Below are 21,540 nucleotides of genomic sequence, written 5' to 3'. Positions count from 1 at the left end.
AGGCTCAGCGATGTCGGTGCTTTCTGGTGGAAAATGCCATTGGGAAAGATTTAGGCAGAAGCTTAACGGAGGTTATTAACGGAATGTGACATATGTCACCAAATTCGTCGATTTTGAGAAAAGATATTTTAAGACAAGAATTATGCGTGGTGGGCCGTTAGCCCGTAAAAAGCGGCGAACCGGCTGAGGCTTTGTCAGCAGGCTCGCCGGTTTCATGGCCAGATTATCTGACCACTTTTTTTACGCCATCCGGCGTGCCGACCAGTGCAACGTCCGCGCCACGGTTGGCAAACAGACCCACGGTAACCACACCAGCGATGCTGTTGATCTTATTTTCCAGCGCGATAGCGTCAAGGATTTCCAGGTTGTGCACGTCCAGGATCACGTTGCCGTTATCGGTTAACACGTTCTGGCGGTATTCCGGCAGGCCGCCCAGCTTGACCAACTCACGCGCCACGTAGGAGCGGGCCATCGGGATCACTTCTACCGGCAGCGGGAATTTACCCAGCACATCAACCTGCTTGGTGGAGTCGACAATGCAGATAAACTGGCGGGCAATGGCAGCAATGATCTTCTCGCGGGTCAGAGCTGCACCACCGCCTTTGATCATCTGCATGTGGCCGTTGATTTCATCGGCACCGTCCACGTAGATATCCAACGAATCCACTTCATTGCTATCGAAAACGTGGATCCCCAGGCTTTTCAGCTTGGCGGTCGACGCGTCTGAGCTGGAAACCGCGCCTTCGATCTGGTGTTTGATCGAACCCAACGCATCGATAAAGTGAGCCGCGGTAGAGCCGGTGCCCACGCCCACGATAGTGCCAGGCTTCACGTATTCCAATGCCGCCCAGCCTACCGCTTTTTTCAGTTCATCCTGAGTCATGATGTGTTCATTGCCTATATACGAAAACGTGTGCGTATTATAGGGTAAATCACTGACGGCAACTTAGGCTAAAACGCACTTATTTAACCTGACGCACATTTCTGCCCCTCCCTACGACGCCCGCGCTGAAAAGAGCGGCGGGATTTTTTCACCGGAGAAAGTGCAAAAATGTGGCATAGTGCCTGAATCAATTTACTAAAAGGGATCTTCTCTCCGATGAAACGCCCAGACTATAGAACGCTGCAAGCGCTGGACGCGGTGATCCGTGAGCGTGGCTTTGAGCGCGCGGCACAAAAACTTTGCATCACCCAATCGGCGGTATCCCAGCGCATCAAACAGTTGGAAAACCTGTTCGGCCAACCGCTACTGGTACGCACCGTGCCACCGCGCCCAACCGAGCAGGGTCAAAAACTGCTGGCCTTGCTGCATCAGGTCGAGCTGCTGGAAGAGGAGTGGTTAGGGAATGACAATGGGGTCGATACGCCGCTGTTGCTGTCACTGGCGGTCAACGCCGACAGCCTGGCAACCTGGCTGTTACCGGCGCTAAAACCGGTGCTGGCCGATTCCCCAGTGCGCCTGAATTTGCAGGTGGAAGACGAAACCCGCACGCAGGAACGCCTGCGCCGGGGGGAAGTGGTGGGTGCGGTGAGTATCCAGCCGCAGCCGCTGCCGAGCTGCCTGGTCGATCGGTTGGGCGCGCTGGACTATCTGTTCGTCGCCTCAAAAGCCTTTGCCGATCGCTACTTCCCCAACGGGGTGACTCGTTCTGCCCTGCTGAAGGCACCGGCGGTGGCATTCGATCATCTCGATGATATGCATCAGGCGTTTTTACAGCAGAACTTCGATCTCTCGCCGGGCAGCGTTCCCTGCCATATCGTTAACTCGTCAGAGGCGTTTGTTCAGTTGGCACGGCAAGGCACTACCTGCTGTATGATCCCGCATTTGCAGATTGAGAGAGAGCTGGATAGCGGAGAACTGATCGACCTGACACCGGGCCTGTTCCAGCGCCGTATGCTGTTCTGGCACCGCTTTGCACCGGAGAGCCGCATGATGCGTAAGGTCACCGATGCGCTGCTGTCTCACGGGCATCAGGTATTAAGGCAGGATTAAAGGCGCGGCATAACACCGCGCCCCGGCAAGAGATTGCTTACTGCGCGGCGTTGGTTTTCAGCTCGAATACCACGTCCACCTGATCGTCAAAGTGAATGCTTTGCTGTTCGTAAGTCTGAGCGGCATCGCTTTCCGGTGCCGCAGAAGCGGCCTTAAACATGCGCGCAACCGGCATCGGCTGGTAGTTGGCTACGTGATAGCGAATGCTGTACACCGGCCCCAGCTTGGCCTGAAAGCCCTGCGCCAATGAGGCGGCTTGCTGAGTGGCGTTTTCAATCGCTTTCTGACGCGCCTGCTCGCGATAAACCTCTGGCTTGGCCACCCCAAGCTCAACCGCACGAATTTCGTTCAAACCCGATTTCAGCGCACCGTCCAACAGTTCGTTGAGCTTATCCAACTGGCGCAAGGTCACCTGCACCTGGCGCACGGCCTGGTAGCCCTTCAGCTGCGATTCACCGGTTTTCAGATAGTCATATTCTGGCTGAGTCCGCAGGTTGGCCGCATTGATATCTTTCTTTTCAATGCCGTTTTTTTGCAGGAAGTCGAAATACTGCGCTACGCGCTCATCAACCTGTTTTTTCGCCTGGGCGGCATCTTTGGCAGAGACGCTGACTTCGATCGCCAGGGTGGCAATATCCGGGGTGGCGTCCACGCTGGCCGTACCGGAAGTGACCACGTGCGGCCCTTCAGGTACTTCTGCTGCCTGCAGCGCCAGAGGTAACGTGCCTAATCCAATCATTGCGGCCATGGCCAATGCTTTAAGCTTCACAGTGTCTCCTTGAATGACTAAATGCTTACCTTCAAAGCTAACACATCCCACGGCCTCTTAAATTCGGATTAGTGACAAAAAGCTATAAATTAGCGCCATGCCACGCCAGTTGCAGTGCAATGACCCACATCACCAGCCCGACCAGAACGTTGATAATCCGTTGTGCCGTTTGAGTTCTCAGCCACGGAGCCAGCCACGAGGCCAGCAATGCCAGGGCAAAGAACCAGACAACCGAAGCGCTGACCGCGCCAAGGGCAAACCAGGAACGAATGTCTGGCGTCAGTTGCCCTCCCAGGCTGCCGAGCACCACAAAGGTATCGAGGTACACATGCGGGTTCAGCCAGGTAACGGCCAACATGGTCACCACAATGCGCCAGCGGCTTTGCTTCATCTCTTGCGCCGCTGCCAGCTCCAGATGTTGGCTAAACGCGGTGCGGAAAGCCCCCCAGCCGTACCACAGCAGGAAAGCAACGCCGCCCCAGGTCACCAGCGCCAATAGCATAGGTGAACTGCTGAGCAAGGCGCTACCGCCAAAAATACCGGCGCAAATCAGAACGATGTCGCTCAACGCGCACAGCGAGGCGGTCATCAGATGATAATGGCGGCGGATCCCCTGGTTCATCACAAACACGTTTTGTGGGCCAAGCGGCAGGATCATCGCGGCGCTCAAGGCAAAGCCTTGCAGATAGATGGCTAACATGGTGTTCCTTCTGGAAATATCAGCGCCGGTCAAGCGGCGTGTGCTGTTCAACACGCGCATCATACGAAGACAAAATTATTAGGGGAAATGGATATTTCTAATCAGGCATCAGTAATATTAATGCTCAATCGTGACGGCGATGATCGATCCACTCTTCAATCTGGATCGGGAAGACATCCGGTGCCTTTCTCAACATCCGCCGCACCAGATCCAGCACGGTATGTTGCGATAGCGCCTCTTCCATACGTTGCTGGGCAATATTCATCACCTGGCGCACGCCGCAGATACCTTCACAGGCCCAATCAGGAGCGGGTTCATCAAAGACGGCCAAGCGTTGGCGGATCTCTTTGCAGTCGAAGATCGCCTTTTCACCGTCGATAGCTGCCACGATATCCAGCACGGTGATCTGATCGGCCGGTTTGGCCAGCCGGAAGCCGCCGCCCTTACCCTCGCTGCTTTCAACCAACTTCGCCTTGGAAAACTTGGTGAATATCTTGGCCAGGTAGTCATAAGGCACGCCCTGCAATTCGGCGATTTCACGCACGCTCATCTCACGCCCTTCGCCTTTGCTATCGACCATACACATCAGGCTATGGATGCCATACTCCACCCCGGAACTGTAGAACGCCATGTTTTCTCCGCACGATTAACTCTGAGTTAAATAGTAATTTCTTCCCCTCAACGATGCAATGCCAGCTGACACCCACACCAAATAAAATTAAAAAAACATAAAATTCAAACAATTAAATTAAACCTGTCAACGATTAAGTGTAAAAGGCTTGATGATCTTAACTGCGATCAATATAGTCGTAGTTAAAGATTGAGCCAATTTACAGATGAAACAACAGCGGAGTGACTGCATGAAACAACAAATTCTTATCCTGGGTGCCGGTTTTGCAGGGATGTGGGCGGCATTGAGCGCGGCGCGATTAACCGATCTCCACGATCGTCACGATATCGAGATCACCGTGCTGTCCCCTCAGGCAGAGCTGCGTATTCGCCCCCGTTTCTATGAGTCCGAGGTGGAAAACTACGCCGCTCCGCTGCTGCCATTATTCGCAGTAACCGGAGTAAAATTCATCGCCGGGGTTGCCAGTGAGATTGATAGCGCCAGCCAGCAGGTTTGGTACCACAACGAGCAGGACCAACTGACTGCCGTACGTTACGATCGCCTGATCATGGCGACCGGTAGCCACATCGCTCATGCCTTGCCTGGAGCACAGCAGTACGCCTTCGACGTTGATCAAATGGAGAACGCAGCCCGCCTGGAGCAGCATCTTGCTGCGTTGGCCGAGCAGCCTGAGAGCGCCGCACGTAATACCGTCATCGTTTGTGGCGGCGGCTTTACCGGTATTGAAGTGGCCACCGAAATGCCTGCACGCTTACGGGCGATCCTAGGTGACTCTGCTGCAATTCGTGTGATTGTCGTCGATCGCAGCCCGGTGGCGGGAGGCCGTTACAGCGAGCAACTACGCGACGTGATTAGCCAAGCCTCGGTAGAGTTGGGCGTCGAGTGGCGGCTGAATAGCGAGATTAAGGCCATTGACGAGAGCGGGCTGACGCTGAAAAACGGCGAACATATCGCCTCCAGCACCGTGATTTTAACCGTGGGCGTACAGGCCAGCCCGTTAACCCGGCAAATCCCGGGTGAGCGCGATCCGCAAGGCAGGCTGCACGTCGATCAGCACTTAAGAGTAATTGGGCAGAACGCGGTTTATGCGACCGGCGATGTCGCCTTCGCCAGTACTGACGATCAAGGCAATCACGCCCTGATGACCTGCCAGCACGCCATTATGTTAGGGCGCTTTGTCGGCCATAACGTCGCCGCCGATCTGATCGGTATTGAACCCTTGCCCTACCGCCAGGTGAATTACGTTACCTGTCTGGATCTTGGAGCATGGGGCGCGGTCTACAGCGAAGGTTGGGATCAGGTGGTGAAATTCACCAAAGAAGAGGGAAAGAAAATCAAAGTCTCCATTACCAACGAGTTGATCTATCCCCCACAGGCAGAACGTGAAGTGGCCTTTGCCGCCGCCGATCCGTTAGCCCCGTTTGTTTGAGCCCTCACCCCAACCCTCTCCCACAGGGAGAGGGAGCTGCCCGGAGCGCTTAGTGGGGAGCGTGCTGCTTCGGTAAGTAGGGATTAAGAAAACTAACGTGGCGGATTTTCGGAGAAATATCAGCGGACTCGATCGGTCCCCTGTGGGAGAGGGAGCTGTTAAGCCCTGCTCTCTTGGAAGTAAAAAGGTCATCTCAGCAAACTCGATCACCCATTCACCCGAGGTGCATCACCGAGTTTTCAAACCCACTCGATCGGTCCCCTCTCCCTGTGGGAGAGGGTTAGGGTGAGGGGCCACATTACTCCGGCTGCTCTGCCGCTTTCGCTACATGGCGCACATGCACATCCATCTGCGGGAATGGAATACCGATCTGGTGGGCATCCAGCTGACGCTTGAAGTTTTCCATCAGATCAAAGTACACGTTCCAGTACTCGGCATTGGTGGTCCAGGAGCGGGTCACAAAGTTCAGTGAAGAAGGTGCCATTTCATTGAGGCGAACCGTCACGCCTTTGTCGTGCATGATGCGCTTATCTGCCGCGATCACGTCGCCCAACACTTTCTTCACCAGATCGATATCAGCGTCATAGGCCACACCGACCACGATATCCACACGGCGGTTTGGCTCACGGGAATAGTTGATGATATTGCCCGCGATGATTTTACCGTTCGGCACCACAATGGTTTTGTTATCTGAGGTACGCAGCGTGGTGGAGAAGATCTGTACCTGATCTACCGTACCAGAAACGCCACCTAGATCGACAAACTCCCCAGCCCGCAGCGGACGGAAGGCCACCAGCAGCACACCGGCCGCAAAGTTGGAAAGTGAACCTTGTAGTGCCAGACCCACAGCCAAGCCAGCGGCACCCAGCACCGCAATCACAGAGGTGGTCTGAACACCAACGCGCCCCAGCACCGCAATAAAGGTAAACGCCAAGATGCTGTAACGCGCCATCGCAGCCAGGAAATCCGCCACGGTGGCATCGATGCCACGCAGCTTCATCACGCGGCTGAGCGCATTGCTAACAATGCGAGCCACCACCGAACCAATAATGAAAATCACGATCGCGGCAACAATATTCACCGCATACTGGATCAGCATATCCTGATGAGTGACTAGCCAACTGCTGGCATTGTTAATACCTTCTACTACGTTTAGTTCTTCCATTCTGACGTCCTACTTGAAATCCCCTAAGGGAAAAATGAGCAAAATATACTGACGAAACAATATCAGTAAGAAAACCACCGGCTAAGGGTAACCAACATTTTAACGTCGTGCCAACTGCCACAGGAAAAATCCCGCGCCACCGAAAAAAGTCGCTAGAAAGCTCTTAGATACAGCGGAATATACAAATATACAGCGGACTGCCAACGAGCGTTACTTTAACAAGGAGATGTTACGGCAACGCACAGAAATATCCTAAAAAAATGCCAGTAACCTTAAGTCACCAGCATTCATTATCACGCGGGTATGAGTAAGCCATGCTACCGAGACAGGGTGCCATTATTCCGGTTGTTCGGGCGATTTCTCTACGTGGCGCACATGCACATCCATTTGCGGATAGGGAATACCAATCTTGTGGGCATCTAACTGACGCTTAAAGTTTTCCATCAGGTCAAAATAGACGTTCCAATACTCCGCATTGGTGGTCCAGGAGCGAGTCACAAAATTCAGCGAGGACGGAGCCATTTCGTTTAAACGTACGGTGACACCTTTGTCGTGCATGATGCGCTTATCGCCCGCAATCACGTCACCCAGCACTTTTTTCACTACATCAATATCGGCGTCATAGGCCACTCCGACTACAATATCTACTCGGCGGTTGGGTTCACGGGAATAGTTGATGATATTGCCAGCGATGATTTTTCCATTGGGCACCATAATGGTTTTGTTATCGGAAGTACGCAGAGTGGTAGAGAAAATATGCACCTGGTAGACCGTACCAGCTACACTCCCCAGATCGACATACTCACCTGCGCGCATCGGGCGAAACACCACTAACACTACCCCAGCGGCAAAGTTGGACAGTGACCCTTGTAGCGCCAAGCCAATCGCCAACCCTGCGGCCCCCAGCACCGCAATCAATGAGGTGGTCTGCACGCCCACACGCCCCAATACGGCAATGAAGGTGAAGACCAGAATGCTGTAACGCACCATCGCTGCCAAGAAGTCAGAAACGGTGACATCAATACCGCGCAGCCTCATTACACGAGTGAGCATATTGCTGACAACACGGGCTATGATCGAACCAATAATGAAAATAACAAGCGCAGTAACGATGTTAACCGCATAACGAATCAACAGATCCTGATGATCTATCAACCAACTGCCGGCATGATTAATGCCTTCTACAACGTTGAGATCTTCCATTCATATATTCCTACTTTATTTCCCCCAAATAGCGGGAATAGGCGAAATAAACTGACACTGAATGCCAGTCAGAAAACCGCAGCTTAAGGGTATGCAACATTTCAGCCCGACGCCAATCGCCATAGGAAAAAACTCCTGTGCTATAACCACATAGCAATTCCCTTGAATGGCACGTGAACAGCGTCAGCCAGGTCAACTATGATGAAACTAGCCATCCTGGCAAAATAAACGACAAGGAACGCGCAGTGATCGACCTTCCCCTCTCAATCAAACACTATTGGCAAGTGCGCCCCAGATTATTGATTTCGGTAGGTGCTGGGCTTGTGTGTGTCGGGCTGCTTCCTGCTCATCTCCCATGGCTGCAACGTTTGATCGTTGGTTGGAACGTGATGGCATGGATCTATTTATTGTGCCTTTGGCATCTGATGCTGGGCTGCACGCCACAACGGACCCGGCAATTGGCACGCAAGCAGGACGAGAGTGCCCGCCAGGTATTGGCGATGGTCACTTTGGGCTGCGTGGTGAGCATTCTGGCCATCCTGTTTGAATTGAGCACCGCCAAACACGTCAGCGGCACGTTGAAAACGCTGCACCTGGCCCTGACCGGCTCCACACTGGTAGTTTCCTGGCTGCTGTTACCCACGGCATTCACCATGCACTACGCCCACCTGTTTTACCGCCAGCGGGCCAATACGGAGGAGTTACCGCTATTGTTCCCCGGCAAGCTGACGGAGCCAAACTATTGGGATTTCGCCTATTTCTCCTTCACCATTGCCGTGGCTTCACAAACCGCAGACGTGGCCGTGGGCACCGCAGACGTGCGTAAAATCACCCTGCTGCAATCGGTGATCGCTTTTGTCTTCAATATCTTGATCCTGGGGCTGTCGATTAACGTCGGGGCGGGATTATTGGGGTAGCTGACTGGGTTAATGGGTGCCTGGATAGCTTTGCACAAAAAAGAAAAGGCTCCCGAGGGAGCCTTTTAGCGACATGAACGGAGGGACGATATTACAGCACGTCTACCGCGTTCAGTTCTTTGAATGCCAGTTCCAGACGGGTGATCATGGAAGTCTGGGCAGCACGAGTCCATACGCGTGGATCGTAGTATTTCTTGTTCGGCTTGTCGGCACCTTCTGGGTTACCCAGTTGGCCCTGCAGATAGCCTTCGTTCTTTTTGTAGTAGTTCAGGATACCTTCCCAAGTTGCCCACTGGGTGTCGGTATCGATGTTCATTTTCACTACGCCGTAGCTGACCGCTTCTTTGATTTCTGCTGCGGTAGAACCTGAACCACCGTGGAACACGAAGTTCAACGCATTGTGCGGCAGGTTGTGTTTCTTGGAAACATAGTCCTGAGAATCACGCAGAATGGTTGGGGTCAGTTTCACGTTGCCTGGCTTGTAAACACCGTGTACGTTGCCGAAAGAGGCAGCGATGGTGAAGCGCGGGCTGATAGCGTTCAGTTTTTCGTACGCGTAATCAACGTCTTGTGGCTGAGTGTACAGGGAAGAAGCGTCCATGTGGCTGTTGTCTACGCCATCTTCTTCACCGCCGGTGCAGCCCAGTTCGATTTCCAGGGTCATACCGATCTTCGCCATGCGGGTCAGGTATTTGCTGCAAATTTCGATGTTTTCTTCCAGTGACTCTTCAGACAGGTCGATCATGTGTGAAGAGAACAGTGGCTTACCGGTCGCCGCAAAGTGCTTCTCACCCGCGTCCAACAGGCCGTCTAACCATGGCAGCAGTTTCTTCGCGCAGTGGTCGGTGTGCAGGATCACTGGCACGCCGTAATGCTCAGCCATCTGATGCACGTGATGTGCGCCAGAGATTGCGCCCAGGATCGCAGCACCTTGTGGCACGTCAGTTTTGATGCCTTTACCCGCGATAAAGCCAGCACCGCCGTTAGAGAACTGAACGATCACTGGAGCACGCACCTTGGCTGCTGTTTCCAGCACTGCGTTGATGGAGTCGGTACCCACGCAGTTTACCGCTGGCAGTGCAAAGTTGTTCTCTTTGGCAACTGCGAAGACTTTCTGCACGTCATCACCTGTGATGACACCTGGTTTTACGAAATCAAAAATTTTAGACATTAGACGTTGTCCTGTTTCGTTGGCCGTATACCCGTCGTCTTGCAAGCTACAGCCCGCAAGCTAGTGGTAGCGATGGATAAATAGCGATTTTTTACCCCCACAGCCAAGCTGGGGGAGCATAAACAAACGGGCGGCTTGCGCCCCCCGTTATCTGAATTACTGCTTAGCGCGCTCTTCCAGCATCACTACTGCAGGCAGAGGTTTCCCTTCAACGAATTCCAGGAAGGCGCCGCCGCCGGTAGAGATGTAGGAAATTTTGTCAGCGATACCGAACAGATCGATAGCTGCCAGAGTGTCGCCGCCACCTGCAATGGAGAAGGCTTCGCTATCTGCGATAGCGCGTGCAACGATTTCGGTGCCCCGACGGAAGTTAGGGAACTCGAATACGCCAACCGGGCCATTCCACAGAATGGTTTTGGCGTTCTTCAGGATAACGGCCAGACGCTCGGCAGAGACGTCGCCCATATCCAGAATTTGCTCGTTGTCCTGGATCTCGTTGGCCTGCTTCACAGTGGCCACTGCGGTTTCAGAGAACTCGGTCGCTACGCGTACGTCGGTTGGCACCGGAATATCGCAGGTTTCCAACAGTTTTTGCGCGTTCGGGATCAGATCCGGTTCGTACAGGGACTGCCCAACGTTATTCCCTTGCGCCGCCACGAAGGTGTTAGCGATGCCGCCACCAACGATCAGCTGATCGGCGATCTTGGACAGAGAATCCAGCACGGTCAGTTTGGTAGAAACTTTAGAACCACCAACGATAGCCACCATTGGGCGAGCCGGGTTACCCAGCGCTTTGCCCAGGGCTTCCAGTTCTGCAGACAGCAGCGGGCCTGCACAGGCAACCGGAGCAAATTTGCCCACGCCATGTGTAGAAGCCTGTGCACGGTGTGCGGTACCAAAGGCGTCCATCACATACACGTCGCACAGCGCAGCATATTTCTTGGACAGCACTTCGTCGTCTTTCTTCTCGCCTTTGTTGAAGCGAACGTTTTCCAGAACAACCAGTTCACCTTCTGCAACGTCAACGCCTTCCAGATAATCCTTCGCCAGACGGACTGGGGATTTCAGATGCTCTTTCAGGTAGTTGACCACTGGCAGCAGGGAGAACTCTTCGTTGTACTCGCCTTCGGTAGGACGACCCAGATGGGAAGTTACCATCACGCGGGCGCCTTGTTTCAGCGCAGCTTCGATAGTTGGCAGGGAGGCACGGATACGCGCATCTGAAGTCACTTTGCCGTCTTTCACTGGTACGTTCAGATCGGAACGGATCAGAACGCGTTTACCCGCCAGATCCAGATCGGACATCTTAATTACAGACATGGTGAACCCTCTTTGTTGATTCTCTATAAAGTTGCCTGAGCGACGCATCAACACCACGTTGATAGCGCCTTACTAGAAACCGCTTGCGGCCATTGCCCGTGTTGTATCCAACATCCTGTTGGCAAAGCCCCATTCGTTGTCACACCAGACCAAGGTCTTGATCAGGTGCTGTCCGCTGACCCGGGTTTGCGTCCCATCAACGATGGCGCTGTGCGGGTCATGGTTAAAATCAATCGAGACTAATGGTAGTTCTGTATAGTCAACTATACCACGAAATGATCCCTGTGCCGCCTTTTGCAACAGCTGGTTTACCTCTGTGACCAACACCTTCGAGCTTACGCTGACGCTAAGATCGATGGCCGTTACGTTGATCGTCGGCACCCGCACGGAGATCGCTTCGAAACGATCGCAAAACTGCGGGAAGATGCGCGTAATGCCCGCTGCCAGCTTGGTGTCGACCGGAATAATCGACTGGCTCGCCGCGCGGGTACGCCGCAAATCCTGATGATAGGCGTCTATCACCGGCTGATCGTTCATCGAAGAGTGAATGGTGGTTACCGTGCCGGACTCAATGCTGTAGGCATCGTCCAGCAGCTTGATAATCGGAATAATGCAGTTGGTGGTACAGGAGGCGTTGGACACGATGCGGTGTTCGCCACGCAACGTTTGGTGGTTAACCCCAAACACGATGGTCGCATCCAGATCGTTACCGCCCGGATGGGCAAACAGCACCTTTTTAGCTCCTGCCGCCAGATGAGCTTCGCCATCTGTCCTGCTGCCGTACACACCGCTGCAATCCAGCACCACATCTACGCCCAGTTCGCCCCAAGGCAACTGGGCCAACTCAGGTTGATGTAACAGCCGGATGCTGTCATCCCCCACGCTCAACACGTCACATTCCTGGCGCACATCCCAGGCAAAGCGGCCGTGGCTGGAGTCATATTTCAGCAGGTGGGCCATCCCCTCGGCATGTGCCAGTTCGTTGATGGCGACGACGGAAATTTCGGCGCGTCGTCCCGATTCGTACAGTGCGCGTAAAACGCTGCGGCCAATACGGCCAAAGCCGTTTATCGCTATGCGGATGGTCATGCTACTCCCTGAAAAAGGGCGCTCCCTGACGGTGGTGTTCCACTTCAAGGATCGCGCAGACTGATTATCTCGCCTAGAGTACTTTAGCGTACTGCCTGCTGTGAATCGCTGCTTTGCATTATTCGTCAAACCCCGTTGCTCATCGCAACCGCTCACTCTGCATTTCCACTAACAACAGTGATAACTGAAACGCTTCAGCCGAGCATAAACCAAAGTTTTGCCAAAAGGAACAGGTGCAATGCGCTGCCTGTCATGTCGAGGGGACTTTGCGAAAATAAAATGATCTAGCGCACATTTTTACCCTCAGCCCCCGCTAGCCAAATTGAGTTCGAATGCGCAAATGACTTGCCGCTAACGCCAAGACCACCATAATAGACCCTGCGTTTGTTAGGTGAAGCAAATGCTGATGGGTCTAACTCTCTTTCTTTTGTGGTTAATGTTATTTACAAGGAACCAAAATGAGTGAAATCAAAGTAGTCGCCCTGATCAAAGCCATGCCGGAACACCGTGCTGCGGTAGACAAAGCGGTACGCGCCATGGTCGCCCCGAGCCGTTCCGAGCCGGGCTGTATCCAATATGATTTGCATGAAGAGCAGGGCCATCCGGGCGCTTTCGTATTTATCGAACGCTGGACTTCTGAGCAAGCGCTGAAAGAGCACATGGCAATGTCTTACCACGATGCCTTCCTGGCCGAATTGGAAGGGAAACTGGTCAGTCTGGAAGTGAAAAAACTGACTCAGCTGTAATCGTATCGATGAGGGGCGCTGCCTGATGCGCCCCTTTACGTTGCCTCACCCTCTATTCATAAGACAGCGTGTAATGCAGCAAACGCGCAAAATTCCCTGGCTGAACCGTACCGGTTTTTACCATATAGGCAGAATAGAGCAGCACGTTATCCCCGCCCTGGATCTTCTGCCCGCCAGAATTTTGGCCAAAATTCAGCCGATGACCAGCACCGTCGAGCAGGCTTAGTCCCACCCCACTAACGCCGTCAACCGGGATCACCGCCCCAACTGCCCCCTTGCCGGTTTTATCAAACAGGGTTTTGACGATCTTATCTGCGGTATTACAACCATACAGACGGATAGTGAACGGTACCGGGGTAGATTGCCCTTTGGTATCCAGCTCTGCGGTAGATATCTCCCCCAGGTAAACCGTCTGATTGTCATCACCCACCACAATATTGCAGGTGGCAATCGTGATACGGCCTTTGAAAATCGTCCTGCTACTCGCCACCAATTCAGCCTGCGCCATATTAGCCAGTGATGCGCAGAGCAATAGTAAATAAATCCATATTTTCATCATCTACTCCAAATAACGAGGAACCAAAGGCCCCTCGTTCGCAATCAAGGCATCTTGACTTCAAAAATCAATACCTGGCTATATTCTCCATCCTTGATCCTTTTCAGATCATTAGTGGTAGCCGCAATCTCGGCGCGGATCCTTTTGGTTTCGCTCATACTCGAAATATTGGCGATAAATGACGGGTAGGTATGATTGAACTGTAGATAACTACCTTTATCCAGATCAAAGAGTTTCAAGCCAATCCCCTGTGGCGAACCACTGGAATGATTAATGCCCCAAAAGGTACTGCTGATAGAATACCCCCCCTCAGTTTTAATCGTGCCAGGCAAGTTATAGGTGCTACCAATGCAGGTCTGTGACTGAACCGGACCCTTGGTGGCGGTTAACGTAAAGTCTTCCATTCTGACTCTGTTACGGCTCAAATCGTCAGACGAGATCGGCTGAAATTCGACAACGCCAGGGGTGGTGATGGTCAACGTGCACGCCGGGATCGGCGGTTTAATCGGCCCTGCTCCACCACCGCCACTGGACGGTCTGCAACCACTCATATCCGAATTCATCAACCCACAGATACTCGGAACACCGGTGTTATAGCCGTAATAGCTCGAACTTGGATCGTCTCTGCTGGTATGTATCCAGATATCGCCTAACAAATTAATGCCATCAAAGTTAGGGATTGGGCCATAATCAACCTTGCTCTTGATCGGCCGCACCGTAAAGGTGAACGTGAGCGTCTTGTAATATCGCGGCCAACCAGTATCCACACTGAAACAGTCTTTCGTGCAGGGCGCCAAGGTGCCATCGGACCAATTTCTGATGGTTCCCTCCCCAATATTCTCCAAACCGGTTAGGGAGAGTGAACCCGCACCTGTAATACGCATGGTCAAATTTTGGTAGTAAGTGGGTTTATAGGTGAATGCCTTCTCAAAAGAAAACCTGATTGGCCCGGCCTCATTCCCCACATTAATACACCTTACGGCGGCCGAGGCGGTTACCGTATAAGTGCGGTTGGGGATATTCCAATAGTAGCGATAAGAGCAGTCCCCTTCTTTATCACAGTCGTACTTCTCACTTTTCCATTCTATAAAGGGTTCTATAACATCACGGAAGCTGCCACTCGTTAGCCTGACAAACTTGCCGTTCAGGTCTGTCCAATCGCAGACCATCATATCCCCAGACGCCAACGCCGTATTTATCAGGGAGCAAAGTGCCAACAAGACTACCGTCAGCAAATATTTTATCTTCCTCTGTAAGGTAGAAAATCGACATTTTTCCATCATGATTTATCCCGCACACAGGTTGTCGCCGTACAGCTGTAATTCAGCGGCTGATAGGCACCATAATCATTGATATATTTGAGCGCTATCTTCTGCGTTTGCGGCTTAATGCCAGGCAGCGTGACTTCACTTTTCGGTCTGAGAGTAATAGCTTCATCTTCTGCCAACAGCGTACGTTTCCCCGCCATCACCTCAGGCAGAATGACAAAAAACGGTGTGGGATTGACCAGCTTCAAACCTTGGCTGCCAGGCTCCAGGCGGACCTCTTCCTGCCACACCTTCTCGGCCAACGGCTTCAGGGAGGCTGGGCGATAAAAGACTTTAACCTTGATGCGCAGCGCTAGTTGGATCGCATTGGCCTTATCCGACTTGGGTGGGATCTCCTGCAAAACGAAGAAAAACAGCGACTCCCGGTCCTGCGGTAGGCTGGCGGCCCCCTCAAGGGGAGTTACGCGTATCTGCACGGTGCTGTCTTTCTCTACCCGCTGCAATGGTGGGAGCGCGGTTAATGGCGAGCTGATTTTCTCACCCGCTTCATTCTCCAGCCAGGTTTGTGCCAGATAGGGCAATGTTTTACTGTGGTTGATGACATTTACCGGAGATGACTTCTCATCTCCTAATAGAATGACTCGGGTCCGGTCAATAGAAATTGCCGCCTGTGCCGTACCGGCAAACAGAAACAGCAGCCCGCTGACCAAGCCAGCGGAAAGTGATTTATGCATCATTGTGAAGTTCCTTGAGAGGATGAATCAATACGGCAAACGATCGGCAAAGCAGAAGATAAAGAAAGCCCTTGGGCTGGAAGAGTAAACAGGCAACGCTGGCCGTCGCTATCCAGCACGCTCAGATGAGCCTGCGCACCAATGCCGGAAATATAGGTTTCACCATTTTCGCCGACCACGCCGACCTGACGCCGATCCCGGTTTTCTTCCACCGTGCTACCAAAAGGAATGGCCCGGCCTTGCGGGTCAGTCAATTTAATCAATGCCTTGATGCCGCGATAGACGTTCAACTTGCGATAACCGATCGCCCCCTCGGTCAATACCATTTGAATATTAGGGTTGGTGCTCTCGACATCATCGGGTAACAGGTTGGTATCGATGGTGTAGTTGGTGCGGTAATAGTCAGGCACGTTGTTGATCACCGCGATACCGTTGGCATTGGTTGGCACCGCGTTGTTATTCCCCCGGCCACCGACATAAACGCCCCCAATCCCGCCGGTATCAACCATCAAGCGGGTATTGCCAGCATAGCCATCACGGTGTACAGCAGTGCCGTGCTCGGTAGCGGTAATACCCGATTTGATACTGCCCCCCAAATAGTAGTCTTTGCTGCTCATAGAGGTGTTTAACGTCGCGGTATATGCATCGCGGTTCATCGCCATATTGCCATTCAGATTGCTGTTGCTCAGAGATCCCGAAGAACTACTGCCGATTGACCAGGTATTTTCAAGGTCTGAATTATTGGTGTAAGTGGCACTTGGAGAAACGTTGCCATTGCTGACCCGCATCGCAGTACTGAGATAAGATTGCGAGCTTAGCGGTATGCTCAAGCTGAAATACACGGTGTTGTTATTTTTCTGCTCTTGCGACACAAAGCTGGTTTTATACTCAGTACGGTTAAGCGAGACGTAGGCATTGACGTTTTTCAGGCTACCAATATCAAAAGATTTGGCGACGCTCAGGCCATAGCTGTTGCTATCAGAAACGTCCTGCCAATAGGTTTGACGGTTATAGATGGCGTTGACCGATATCCCTAAATCACGGAAGTTCTTGCTGGCAACCAGGTTATAACTTTCCTTGTTGGTGGAGGTGAAATCAGGTGACACCTTCATCGCCACAAAGTTATCTAACGAGAGATAGTTCTTCTCTGAGAAGCGGTAACCGGCAAAGGTGATCTGGCTGTCGATACTGTCGAACACTTTGGAATAATTAAAACGGTAGCTCTCGCCCTTCAGGGTTTGATGATCCAACTGAGAACTGGCGTGCGTCATATCGACGGATATCGCCCCCAAAGTATTCATGTCATAGCCAATACCCCCGTTGAGGGCGTAATAATTCTCATCCGTTAGCAATACGCCACCAAACGCCGAGCCGCCGGAGAAAACACCAACGGAAGCCTCACCGGTCGCCAATAACGGTTTGATCGAACCATTGGTCTGGTTCATTTGCCCCACCATTCCTTTATAACGAATATGGCCTGAGCGGGTAAGAAAAGGCACGTTCGACGTTTCTATGGTAGAAACCCGTTCTTCGCCATTTTCCTCACGGATGGTCATTTTTAACTGGCCAGAGGTAGCATCTGTGAGATCCTGGATAACGAATTCACCTGGTGGAACCATCTTTTCATAGATAATGCTGTCACCGCGCGTTACGGTGATACGGGCATTACTATTGGCAACGCCTGTCAATTGCGGGGCGTAGCCACGTAGCGCCGGAGGCAACATACGGTCATCGCTGACGACCGCCACCCCAGTGTAATTGATCGAATCAAAAACGTCGGATTGGAGATAGTTTTTACCGATCGTCAGATTCGCCCCTGCCTCTTTCAGTGCACGAGCGGCATAAACGGTCGTCGTGGTTAATTGGCGTTGATCATCGCCATAACCACTGCTGTACAACGACGCCTGGTAGTTACTTCTCAAGCGCCAGCCTTGATAATTCGCACCAAGAGTACCGTAACTGGAAAACGCACTATTGCTGGTATTACGGCCCTGATACTTATTGCCGCTCAACGTGTAGTCAAACAACACGCCGGGAATACCATCGTCCCACTGTGCCGGTGGCGTCCAGTCCGGATCGCTGTACTTGAGCAACGCCTGGGGAATGCTCACCAATAGCTCGCTCTTGCCGCGATCGATACGGGCAGTGATCCCTTTATAACCAGCAATCAAAAGGCAATTCGCTTTGCCAGGCGCAGCACGTTTGATAAGTTCTGCCAATGGCGATTCTTTAAAGCCGAATTGATCTATCGTCTTAGAGGTAAAACAGATCTGGCTCTTGCCATCCAGAGTGATAACGCTAAAGCTATCACTGGTGATAACCCGATCGTTGACTTTTAAAGACAGGGGATAAATCCCTTCAGGAATATAATCAGGGCGAGAAAAGTTACTCAGATTAATATTGTTATTATCACGCAATTCAAGCGCTCTGGTTTCAAACTCAATGTTATCACCATCGGCTCTGGCCGAGTCCACCGCGATAAGGCAAAGAATAACGGTAGAAATAAATGAGTATTTCTTCTTATCATCCATAATTATATTAACCCATTAAGGCAACAACGTGGAACGGGGCCTGTCAGTGAATGCCCTCTCTAAATAGGAGACAGCACCAAATTACCTTTCTCTGCGGTAATTTGGCACTGGGGTATTACTCTAAAGTGCTAAAGCTTAGAGATAGGTCAGAGAGAAGTTGGTCATCGCATCGTAGGTACCAGCCACAATATCCTGGCCATCCAACGCCACAACCTGAGCGGAGAATTGCAGGGTGTTATCCCCAGAACGCAGGCTGTAGTTGTCTGAGACAGCACCGATTTTGATGTGCTTGTTGGCCGCATCCAGCAAGCGAATTGCCACACCTTTGGCATCACCGCTTACGCCCAGGAAGCCGTTGGCAGCGCCGACAGACATACCGTCAAAGCGCACGTTAACCTTGGTTTCTGCCGTTGCCGCAGGATCAAAGCTGCAGCCAATCAGTTTGATTTTGAACTCTTTCGGTGCGCTGTAACCGACGGTCTTCAACTGTGCATCGGCAATTTGGCCCAGATTGATGTTCTGGTTGTCACCATCCTGGCCAGGAGCCAAGCCGCAAGGCGCTTGGATAACAGAGCCTTTAAACATGATTTCACCGTTCCCCTGAGAACCCGGAGGAACATCAGCGAAGGTGTAACCTGATAACATTGCAGATGCCAGCGTGGTCAGAGCAAATGTGCGAAGTTTCATTTTCATTGCATAAATTCCTTGAGAAGTTTTCCTATACTATTGTTGCCGCCGCTCTTGAATATCGCATTACCTTATACGTTGAGGGCCTGGCCTAACGGCTGATGTCCCTCTGTCGGCGACCCGATAAATACTATGGACAAACCCCATAAACAGCAAATTAATCTAAAGATAAGCAAAATATTAGATTTTAAATCTAAAAAATTTACCTGATTAACATTAAAAACCAAGTTAAGTTAAATAATAGTCACCGGACAACATTTATAACTTACTCAAAATCAACAGGATCAGCAGTGAAAAATTAATTCTTAATTCACACTTGACTCGCTATGTACACTTAACTTAGATTTCTCCTAAATTTAAAAATCGAGATTATTCCTAATCAGAAAAATCATCACACAAACAGCAGTCAGGGCGTTGATTACCAAATGAAATACACCATAAACTTAATCGTTGTCTACGATCCAGAGCATCGAACACTCGCGTTAAATAATAATAATCAGACGGCGATTGAACTCTCAAAACCCTCTTGCCGCGTGCTTAATGAATTTATCAAAAACAGTGGGGATAACTTATCCCGTGACTCGTTACTGAAGAATGCGTGGGAGGATTATGGTTTTCCCCCTTCCAACGCCAGCTTGAACAACTGCATCAGTGATTTGAGGAAATCTTTTGTTAGCCTGGGGATAGAGAAACCCATCATTATAACCCTGCCTAGAGTAGGGTTTAGAATGGAGGCAGATATACATCCTGCTCCCAAACAAGAAGCCGATGCCAAAATAAAAAAAGTGGAGCCGGTGGCAACGAAACCAGAGAAAGTGGTGGTGGTTAAACAGACAGAAACCGTTAGCCCTCTGCCACTGGTCATGCCAGAAAAATTAATTAAAAAAACCATGGTAACCCCTATCGTTACTTTGGTGATTGTATTGGGTATCATCATCGGCCTGGGTTTACTACTTTGGCCACCAGTAACCCAGTTCAAGTTGATGGGTTCCTATAAACAATGTGATATTTATTCCATCAGAAAAGACCCCGTCCCCGGCTCAGAGTTCAGGGCAAAAAAGATATTGGAGTCAGAAAAACTGGATTGCGACCTGGTCAGACAAGACATTTTTTATACTGAAGAGCGCCCCGATAACGAACTCTTGAAGATAACTTTTCTGGCCGCCTGTCAAAAAGACCCGACTGAAGGCGATTATCAGCATTGCAAAATATTTAAAACCGTTGAGTAAACTGAAATGAAAAAAATTATTGGCGCAGCGTTACTCTTTACCGTCCTATTGATTTGTCTGGTGTACTACACCACCCATCATCAAAGTAGAAAACCCTTCCGCTGTGACACTCAGCAAGTGTCGCTGCAGGTGAAAGCAAAAAGTAATATTGTGCTGAAGGCAAGTGCTACCATCCTATTTTCCTCATCAAAATCCGGCATGTTTTACATCACCGGTTCGGTCAAAGAAAATGACACCCGCTATCTGCTGGATCGCAACATCGCCTTCTCCATCACGCCATCAGAAATAAATAGGGGTAATAATGTCCAATTCACTCATGAACAAGTCCATCCCGCCGACAACACGCCGGACAACATTTGGCGAAATTATGTCATGCCGGAGATTGAACTCGTTGATGTTTATACGGAAGTCGTGCCATTATTCCACAACGCATTATTAATTCGGGGGTTCAGCAATCCGTTCCTGGTCTGCATAAAGCAGGACTAACACTGCATATTAATCCCGCCACTTAGCCTCCCCATTCTTGAGCGGTAAATGGCATAGTATAAAAGTCTAATGCTATGCCATGAAAAACTACACTAACCCAGCAACCGGCCAGAAAAGATTAAATCCTCAAGATTAAAAACCAATATATTGAGCTTAAGTCAGTTAATTTGGCACATCAAAATAATTTATATAACATATTATGCAGAAAAGTTATCCCCCATAGCTAACGCATTGCTTTTATAGCACCCACACGATCTTCGCGGTAGTTGCTGAAAACGACACAACATTAAATGGAGTTTGACCATGAAGGACAAGGTATCCATCTCATTAAACGATCACAATAGTTACTTCTTAGCGGGTCTGCAGTACGCACTGATTGAATACTTTACCGATATACGCACTCCAGTTGACTTTTTTAGCGGTTACTCCAATAAGAGGCCAGACATCATTTTTCAGGCGCTGTATCAGGGTGAAAAAACCGACATCTGTCGGCGCCTGCCTGCTGACGCACCTCAACCGCTCTATTTTGTGATACGTGATAAAGCTGAAAGGCAGTTTACTCCGCCTATCCGCTGCATCGCCAAGAGTAGTACGCTATACCGTAACCAAAGTATCGACGACATACTGGGGAGGGTAAAACTGGCCATGCAGTTCAACTCTCTGCCACAAGAAAGGGCGCAGCGTTGCCCAGCCTGCCATCGCCAAAGCCTGAGCGAACGGGAACGCCAGGTTTTGTATTATCTGCGGCAAGGGATGAGCCAGTCTCAGGCGGCGTGTATTCTGCAACTGAAAGTGAAAACCGTGCACTCACATAAACGCTCAGCAATGCATAAACTGAACTTCACCCGCAACAGTGAATTGTTTCACTGGCTGCTGCACAGCGGTTTAACTTTAAACCTGAGCCAGTAATTGCAAG

The 21,540-nt window shown here is 51.2% G+C and carries 21 protein-coding genes; 7 read left to right on the top strand and 14 right to left on the bottom strand.

The window, feature by feature from the left end:
- Window positions 1-223: 223 nt before the first annotated feature.
- Window positions 224-883: a ribose-5-phosphate isomerase RpiA gene (gene rpiA, locus ACX9GU_RS04845; protein ID WP_037375716.1), complete on the bottom strand. Its 660-nt coding sequence runs from the start codon at window positions 881-883 to the stop codon at window positions 224-226.
- Window positions 884-1,099: 216 nt separating this feature from the next.
- Here rpiA and ACX9GU_RS04840 point away from each other — a divergent pair, with 216 nt between their 5' ends.
- Window positions 1,100-1,993 carry a LysR family transcriptional regulator ArgP gene (locus ACX9GU_RS04840; protein ID WP_473194014.1) on the top strand — a complete coding sequence of 298 codons (894 nt, stop codon included), beginning with the start codon at window positions 1,100-1,102 and terminating at the stop codon, window positions 1,991-1,993.
- A gap of 37 nt (window positions 1,994-2,030) precedes the next feature.
- On the opposite strand, the gene ACX9GU_RS04835 is transcribed toward ACX9GU_RS04840, so the two are convergent.
- The 3 genes from ACX9GU_RS04835 to ACX9GU_RS04825 form a co-directional block, all read right to left on the bottom strand.
- Window positions 2,031-2,762 carry an oxidative stress defense protein gene (locus ACX9GU_RS04835; RefSeq protein WP_368438316.1) on the bottom strand — a complete coding sequence of 244 codons (732 nt, stop codon included), beginning with the start codon at window positions 2,760-2,762 and terminating at the stop codon, window positions 2,031-2,033.
- Window positions 2,763-2,844: 82 nt separating this feature from the next.
- Window positions 2,845-3,462 (bottom strand): arginine exporter ArgO, encoded by a 618-nt coding sequence (gene argO / locus ACX9GU_RS04830; RefSeq protein ID WP_473194013.1) that lies wholly within the window; start codon window positions 3,460-3,462, stop codon window positions 2,845-2,847.
- A gap of 124 nt (window positions 3,463-3,586) precedes the next feature.
- On the bottom strand, window positions 3,587-4,093 hold the full coding sequence (locus tag ACX9GU_RS04825) for an RrF2 family transcriptional regulator (protein ID WP_473194012.1): 507 nt from the start codon (window positions 4,091-4,093) through the stop codon (window positions 3,587-3,589).
- 229 nt (window positions 4,094-4,322) lie between these two features.
- On the opposite strand from ACX9GU_RS04825, the gene ACX9GU_RS04820 reads away from it, so the two are divergent.
- Window positions 4,323-5,522 carry an NAD(P)/FAD-dependent oxidoreductase gene (locus tag ACX9GU_RS04820; RefSeq protein ID WP_473194011.1) on the top strand — a complete coding sequence of 400 codons (1,200 nt, stop codon included), beginning with the start codon at window positions 4,323-4,325 and terminating at the stop codon, window positions 5,520-5,522.
- Between the two features lie 298 nt (window positions 5,523-5,820).
- Here the strand turns inward: ACX9GU_RS04820 and mscS (ACX9GU_RS04815) are convergent, their stop codons facing one another.
- Both mscS (ACX9GU_RS04815) and mscS (ACX9GU_RS04810) read right to left on the bottom strand, forming a co-directional pair.
- On the bottom strand, window positions 5,821-6,687 hold the full coding sequence (gene mscS, locus ACX9GU_RS04815; protein WP_473194010.1) for a small-conductance mechanosensitive channel MscS: 867 nt from the start codon (window positions 6,685-6,687) through the stop codon (window positions 5,821-5,823).
- A gap of 336 nt (window positions 6,688-7,023) precedes the next feature.
- Window positions 7,024-7,890, bottom strand: coding sequence for a small-conductance mechanosensitive channel MscS (gene mscS / locus ACX9GU_RS04810; RefSeq protein ID WP_473194009.1), 867 nt, complete (start codon window positions 7,888-7,890; stop codon window positions 7,024-7,026).
- A 248-nt stretch (window positions 7,891-8,138) separates the two neighbouring features.
- Here mscS (ACX9GU_RS04810) and ACX9GU_RS04805 point away from each other — a divergent pair, with 248 nt between their 5' ends.
- Complete coding sequence (locus ACX9GU_RS04805) at window positions 8,139-8,807, top strand: DUF1345 domain-containing protein (protein WP_473195113.1); 669 nt, start codon at window positions 8,139-8,141, stop codon at window positions 8,805-8,807.
- A 91-nt stretch (window positions 8,808-8,898) separates the two neighbouring features.
- Here the strand turns inward: ACX9GU_RS04805 and fbaA are convergent, their stop codons facing one another.
- From fbaA to epd, 3 genes are all read right to left on the bottom strand, one after another.
- Window positions 8,899-9,978: a class II fructose-bisphosphate aldolase gene (gene fbaA, locus ACX9GU_RS04800; RefSeq protein ID WP_021179781.1), complete on the bottom strand. Its 1,080-nt coding sequence runs from the start codon at window positions 9,976-9,978 to the stop codon at window positions 8,899-8,901.
- Between the two features lie 156 nt (window positions 9,979-10,134).
- Window positions 10,135-11,298, bottom strand: coding sequence for a phosphoglycerate kinase (gene pgk / locus ACX9GU_RS04795; protein ID WP_024485678.1), 1,164 nt, complete (start codon window positions 11,296-11,298; stop codon window positions 10,135-10,137).
- Window positions 11,299-11,370: 72 nt separating this feature from the next.
- On the bottom strand, window positions 11,371-12,387 hold the full coding sequence (epd, locus tag ACX9GU_RS04790; protein ID WP_473194008.1) for an erythrose-4-phosphate dehydrogenase: 1,017 nt from the start codon (window positions 12,385-12,387) through the stop codon (window positions 11,371-11,373).
- A gap of 458 nt (window positions 12,388-12,845) precedes the next feature.
- On the opposite strand from epd, the gene ACX9GU_RS04785 reads away from it, so the two are divergent.
- Window positions 12,846-13,133: a putative quinol monooxygenase gene (locus ACX9GU_RS04785; RefSeq protein WP_021806219.1), complete on the top strand. Its 288-nt coding sequence runs from the start codon at window positions 12,846-12,848 to the stop codon at window positions 13,131-13,133.
- Window positions 13,134-13,185: 52 nt separating this feature from the next.
- On the opposite strand, the gene ACX9GU_RS04780 is transcribed toward ACX9GU_RS04785, so the two are convergent.
- The 5 genes from ACX9GU_RS04780 to ACX9GU_RS04760 all read right to left on the bottom strand — a co-directional run bounded on the left by ACX9GU_RS04780 (window position 13,186) and on the right by ACX9GU_RS04760 (window position 18,915).
- Window positions 13,186-13,692, bottom strand: coding sequence for a fimbrial protein (locus ACX9GU_RS04780; RefSeq protein WP_473194007.1), 507 nt, complete (start codon window positions 13,690-13,692; stop codon window positions 13,186-13,188).
- Window positions 13,693-13,733: 41 nt separating this feature from the next.
- Complete coding sequence (locus tag ACX9GU_RS04775) at window positions 13,734-14,972, bottom strand: hypothetical protein (RefSeq protein WP_473194006.1); 1,239 nt, start codon at window positions 14,970-14,972, stop codon at window positions 13,734-13,736.
- Entirely contained in the window at window positions 14,969-15,694 is a 726-nt protein-coding gene (locus ACX9GU_RS04770) for a fimbrial biogenesis chaperone (RefSeq protein WP_473194005.1), read from the bottom strand. Before ACX9GU_RS04770 ends, ACX9GU_RS04775 begins: the two co-directional genes overlap by 4 nt.
- A complete protein-coding gene (locus ACX9GU_RS04765; protein WP_473194004.1) occupies window positions 15,691-18,222 on the bottom strand; it encodes a fimbria/pilus outer membrane usher protein in 2,532 nt (843 codons plus the stop codon). The genes ACX9GU_RS04770 and ACX9GU_RS04765 overlap by 4 nt, the downstream gene beginning before the upstream one ends.
- Window positions 18,223-18,357: 135 nt before the next feature.
- Window positions 18,358-18,915, bottom strand: coding sequence for a fimbrial protein (locus ACX9GU_RS04760; RefSeq protein ID WP_473194003.1), 558 nt, complete (start codon window positions 18,913-18,915; stop codon window positions 18,358-18,360).
- A 419-nt stretch (window positions 18,916-19,334) separates the two neighbouring features.
- Between ACX9GU_RS04760 and ACX9GU_RS04755 the strand changes: the two genes are divergently transcribed.
- The 3 genes from ACX9GU_RS04755 to ACX9GU_RS04745 all read left to right on the top strand — a co-directional run bounded on the left by ACX9GU_RS04755 (window position 19,335) and on the right by ACX9GU_RS04745 (window position 21,533).
- Window positions 19,335-20,138, top strand: a complete 804-nt coding sequence (locus tag ACX9GU_RS04755; protein WP_473194002.1) for a winged helix-turn-helix domain-containing protein — start codon at window positions 19,335-19,337, stop codon at window positions 20,136-20,138.
- Window positions 20,139-20,144: 6 nt separating this feature from the next.
- Window positions 20,145-20,624, top strand: coding sequence for a hypothetical protein (locus ACX9GU_RS04750; RefSeq protein WP_473194001.1), 480 nt, complete (start codon window positions 20,145-20,147; stop codon window positions 20,622-20,624).
- A gap of 303 nt (window positions 20,625-20,927) precedes the next feature.
- The gene (locus ACX9GU_RS04745; RefSeq protein ID WP_473194000.1) at window positions 20,928-21,533 is read left to right on the top strand and encodes a helix-turn-helix transcriptional regulator; all 606 of its coding nucleotides are present in this window, start codon (window positions 20,928-20,930) and stop codon (window positions 21,531-21,533) included.
- Window positions 21,534-21,540 lie beyond the last annotated feature (7 nt).

Source organism: Serratia sp. K1WW1, from assembly GCF_055790865.1.
This window is presented reverse-complemented; position numbering and strand designations above follow the sequence as displayed.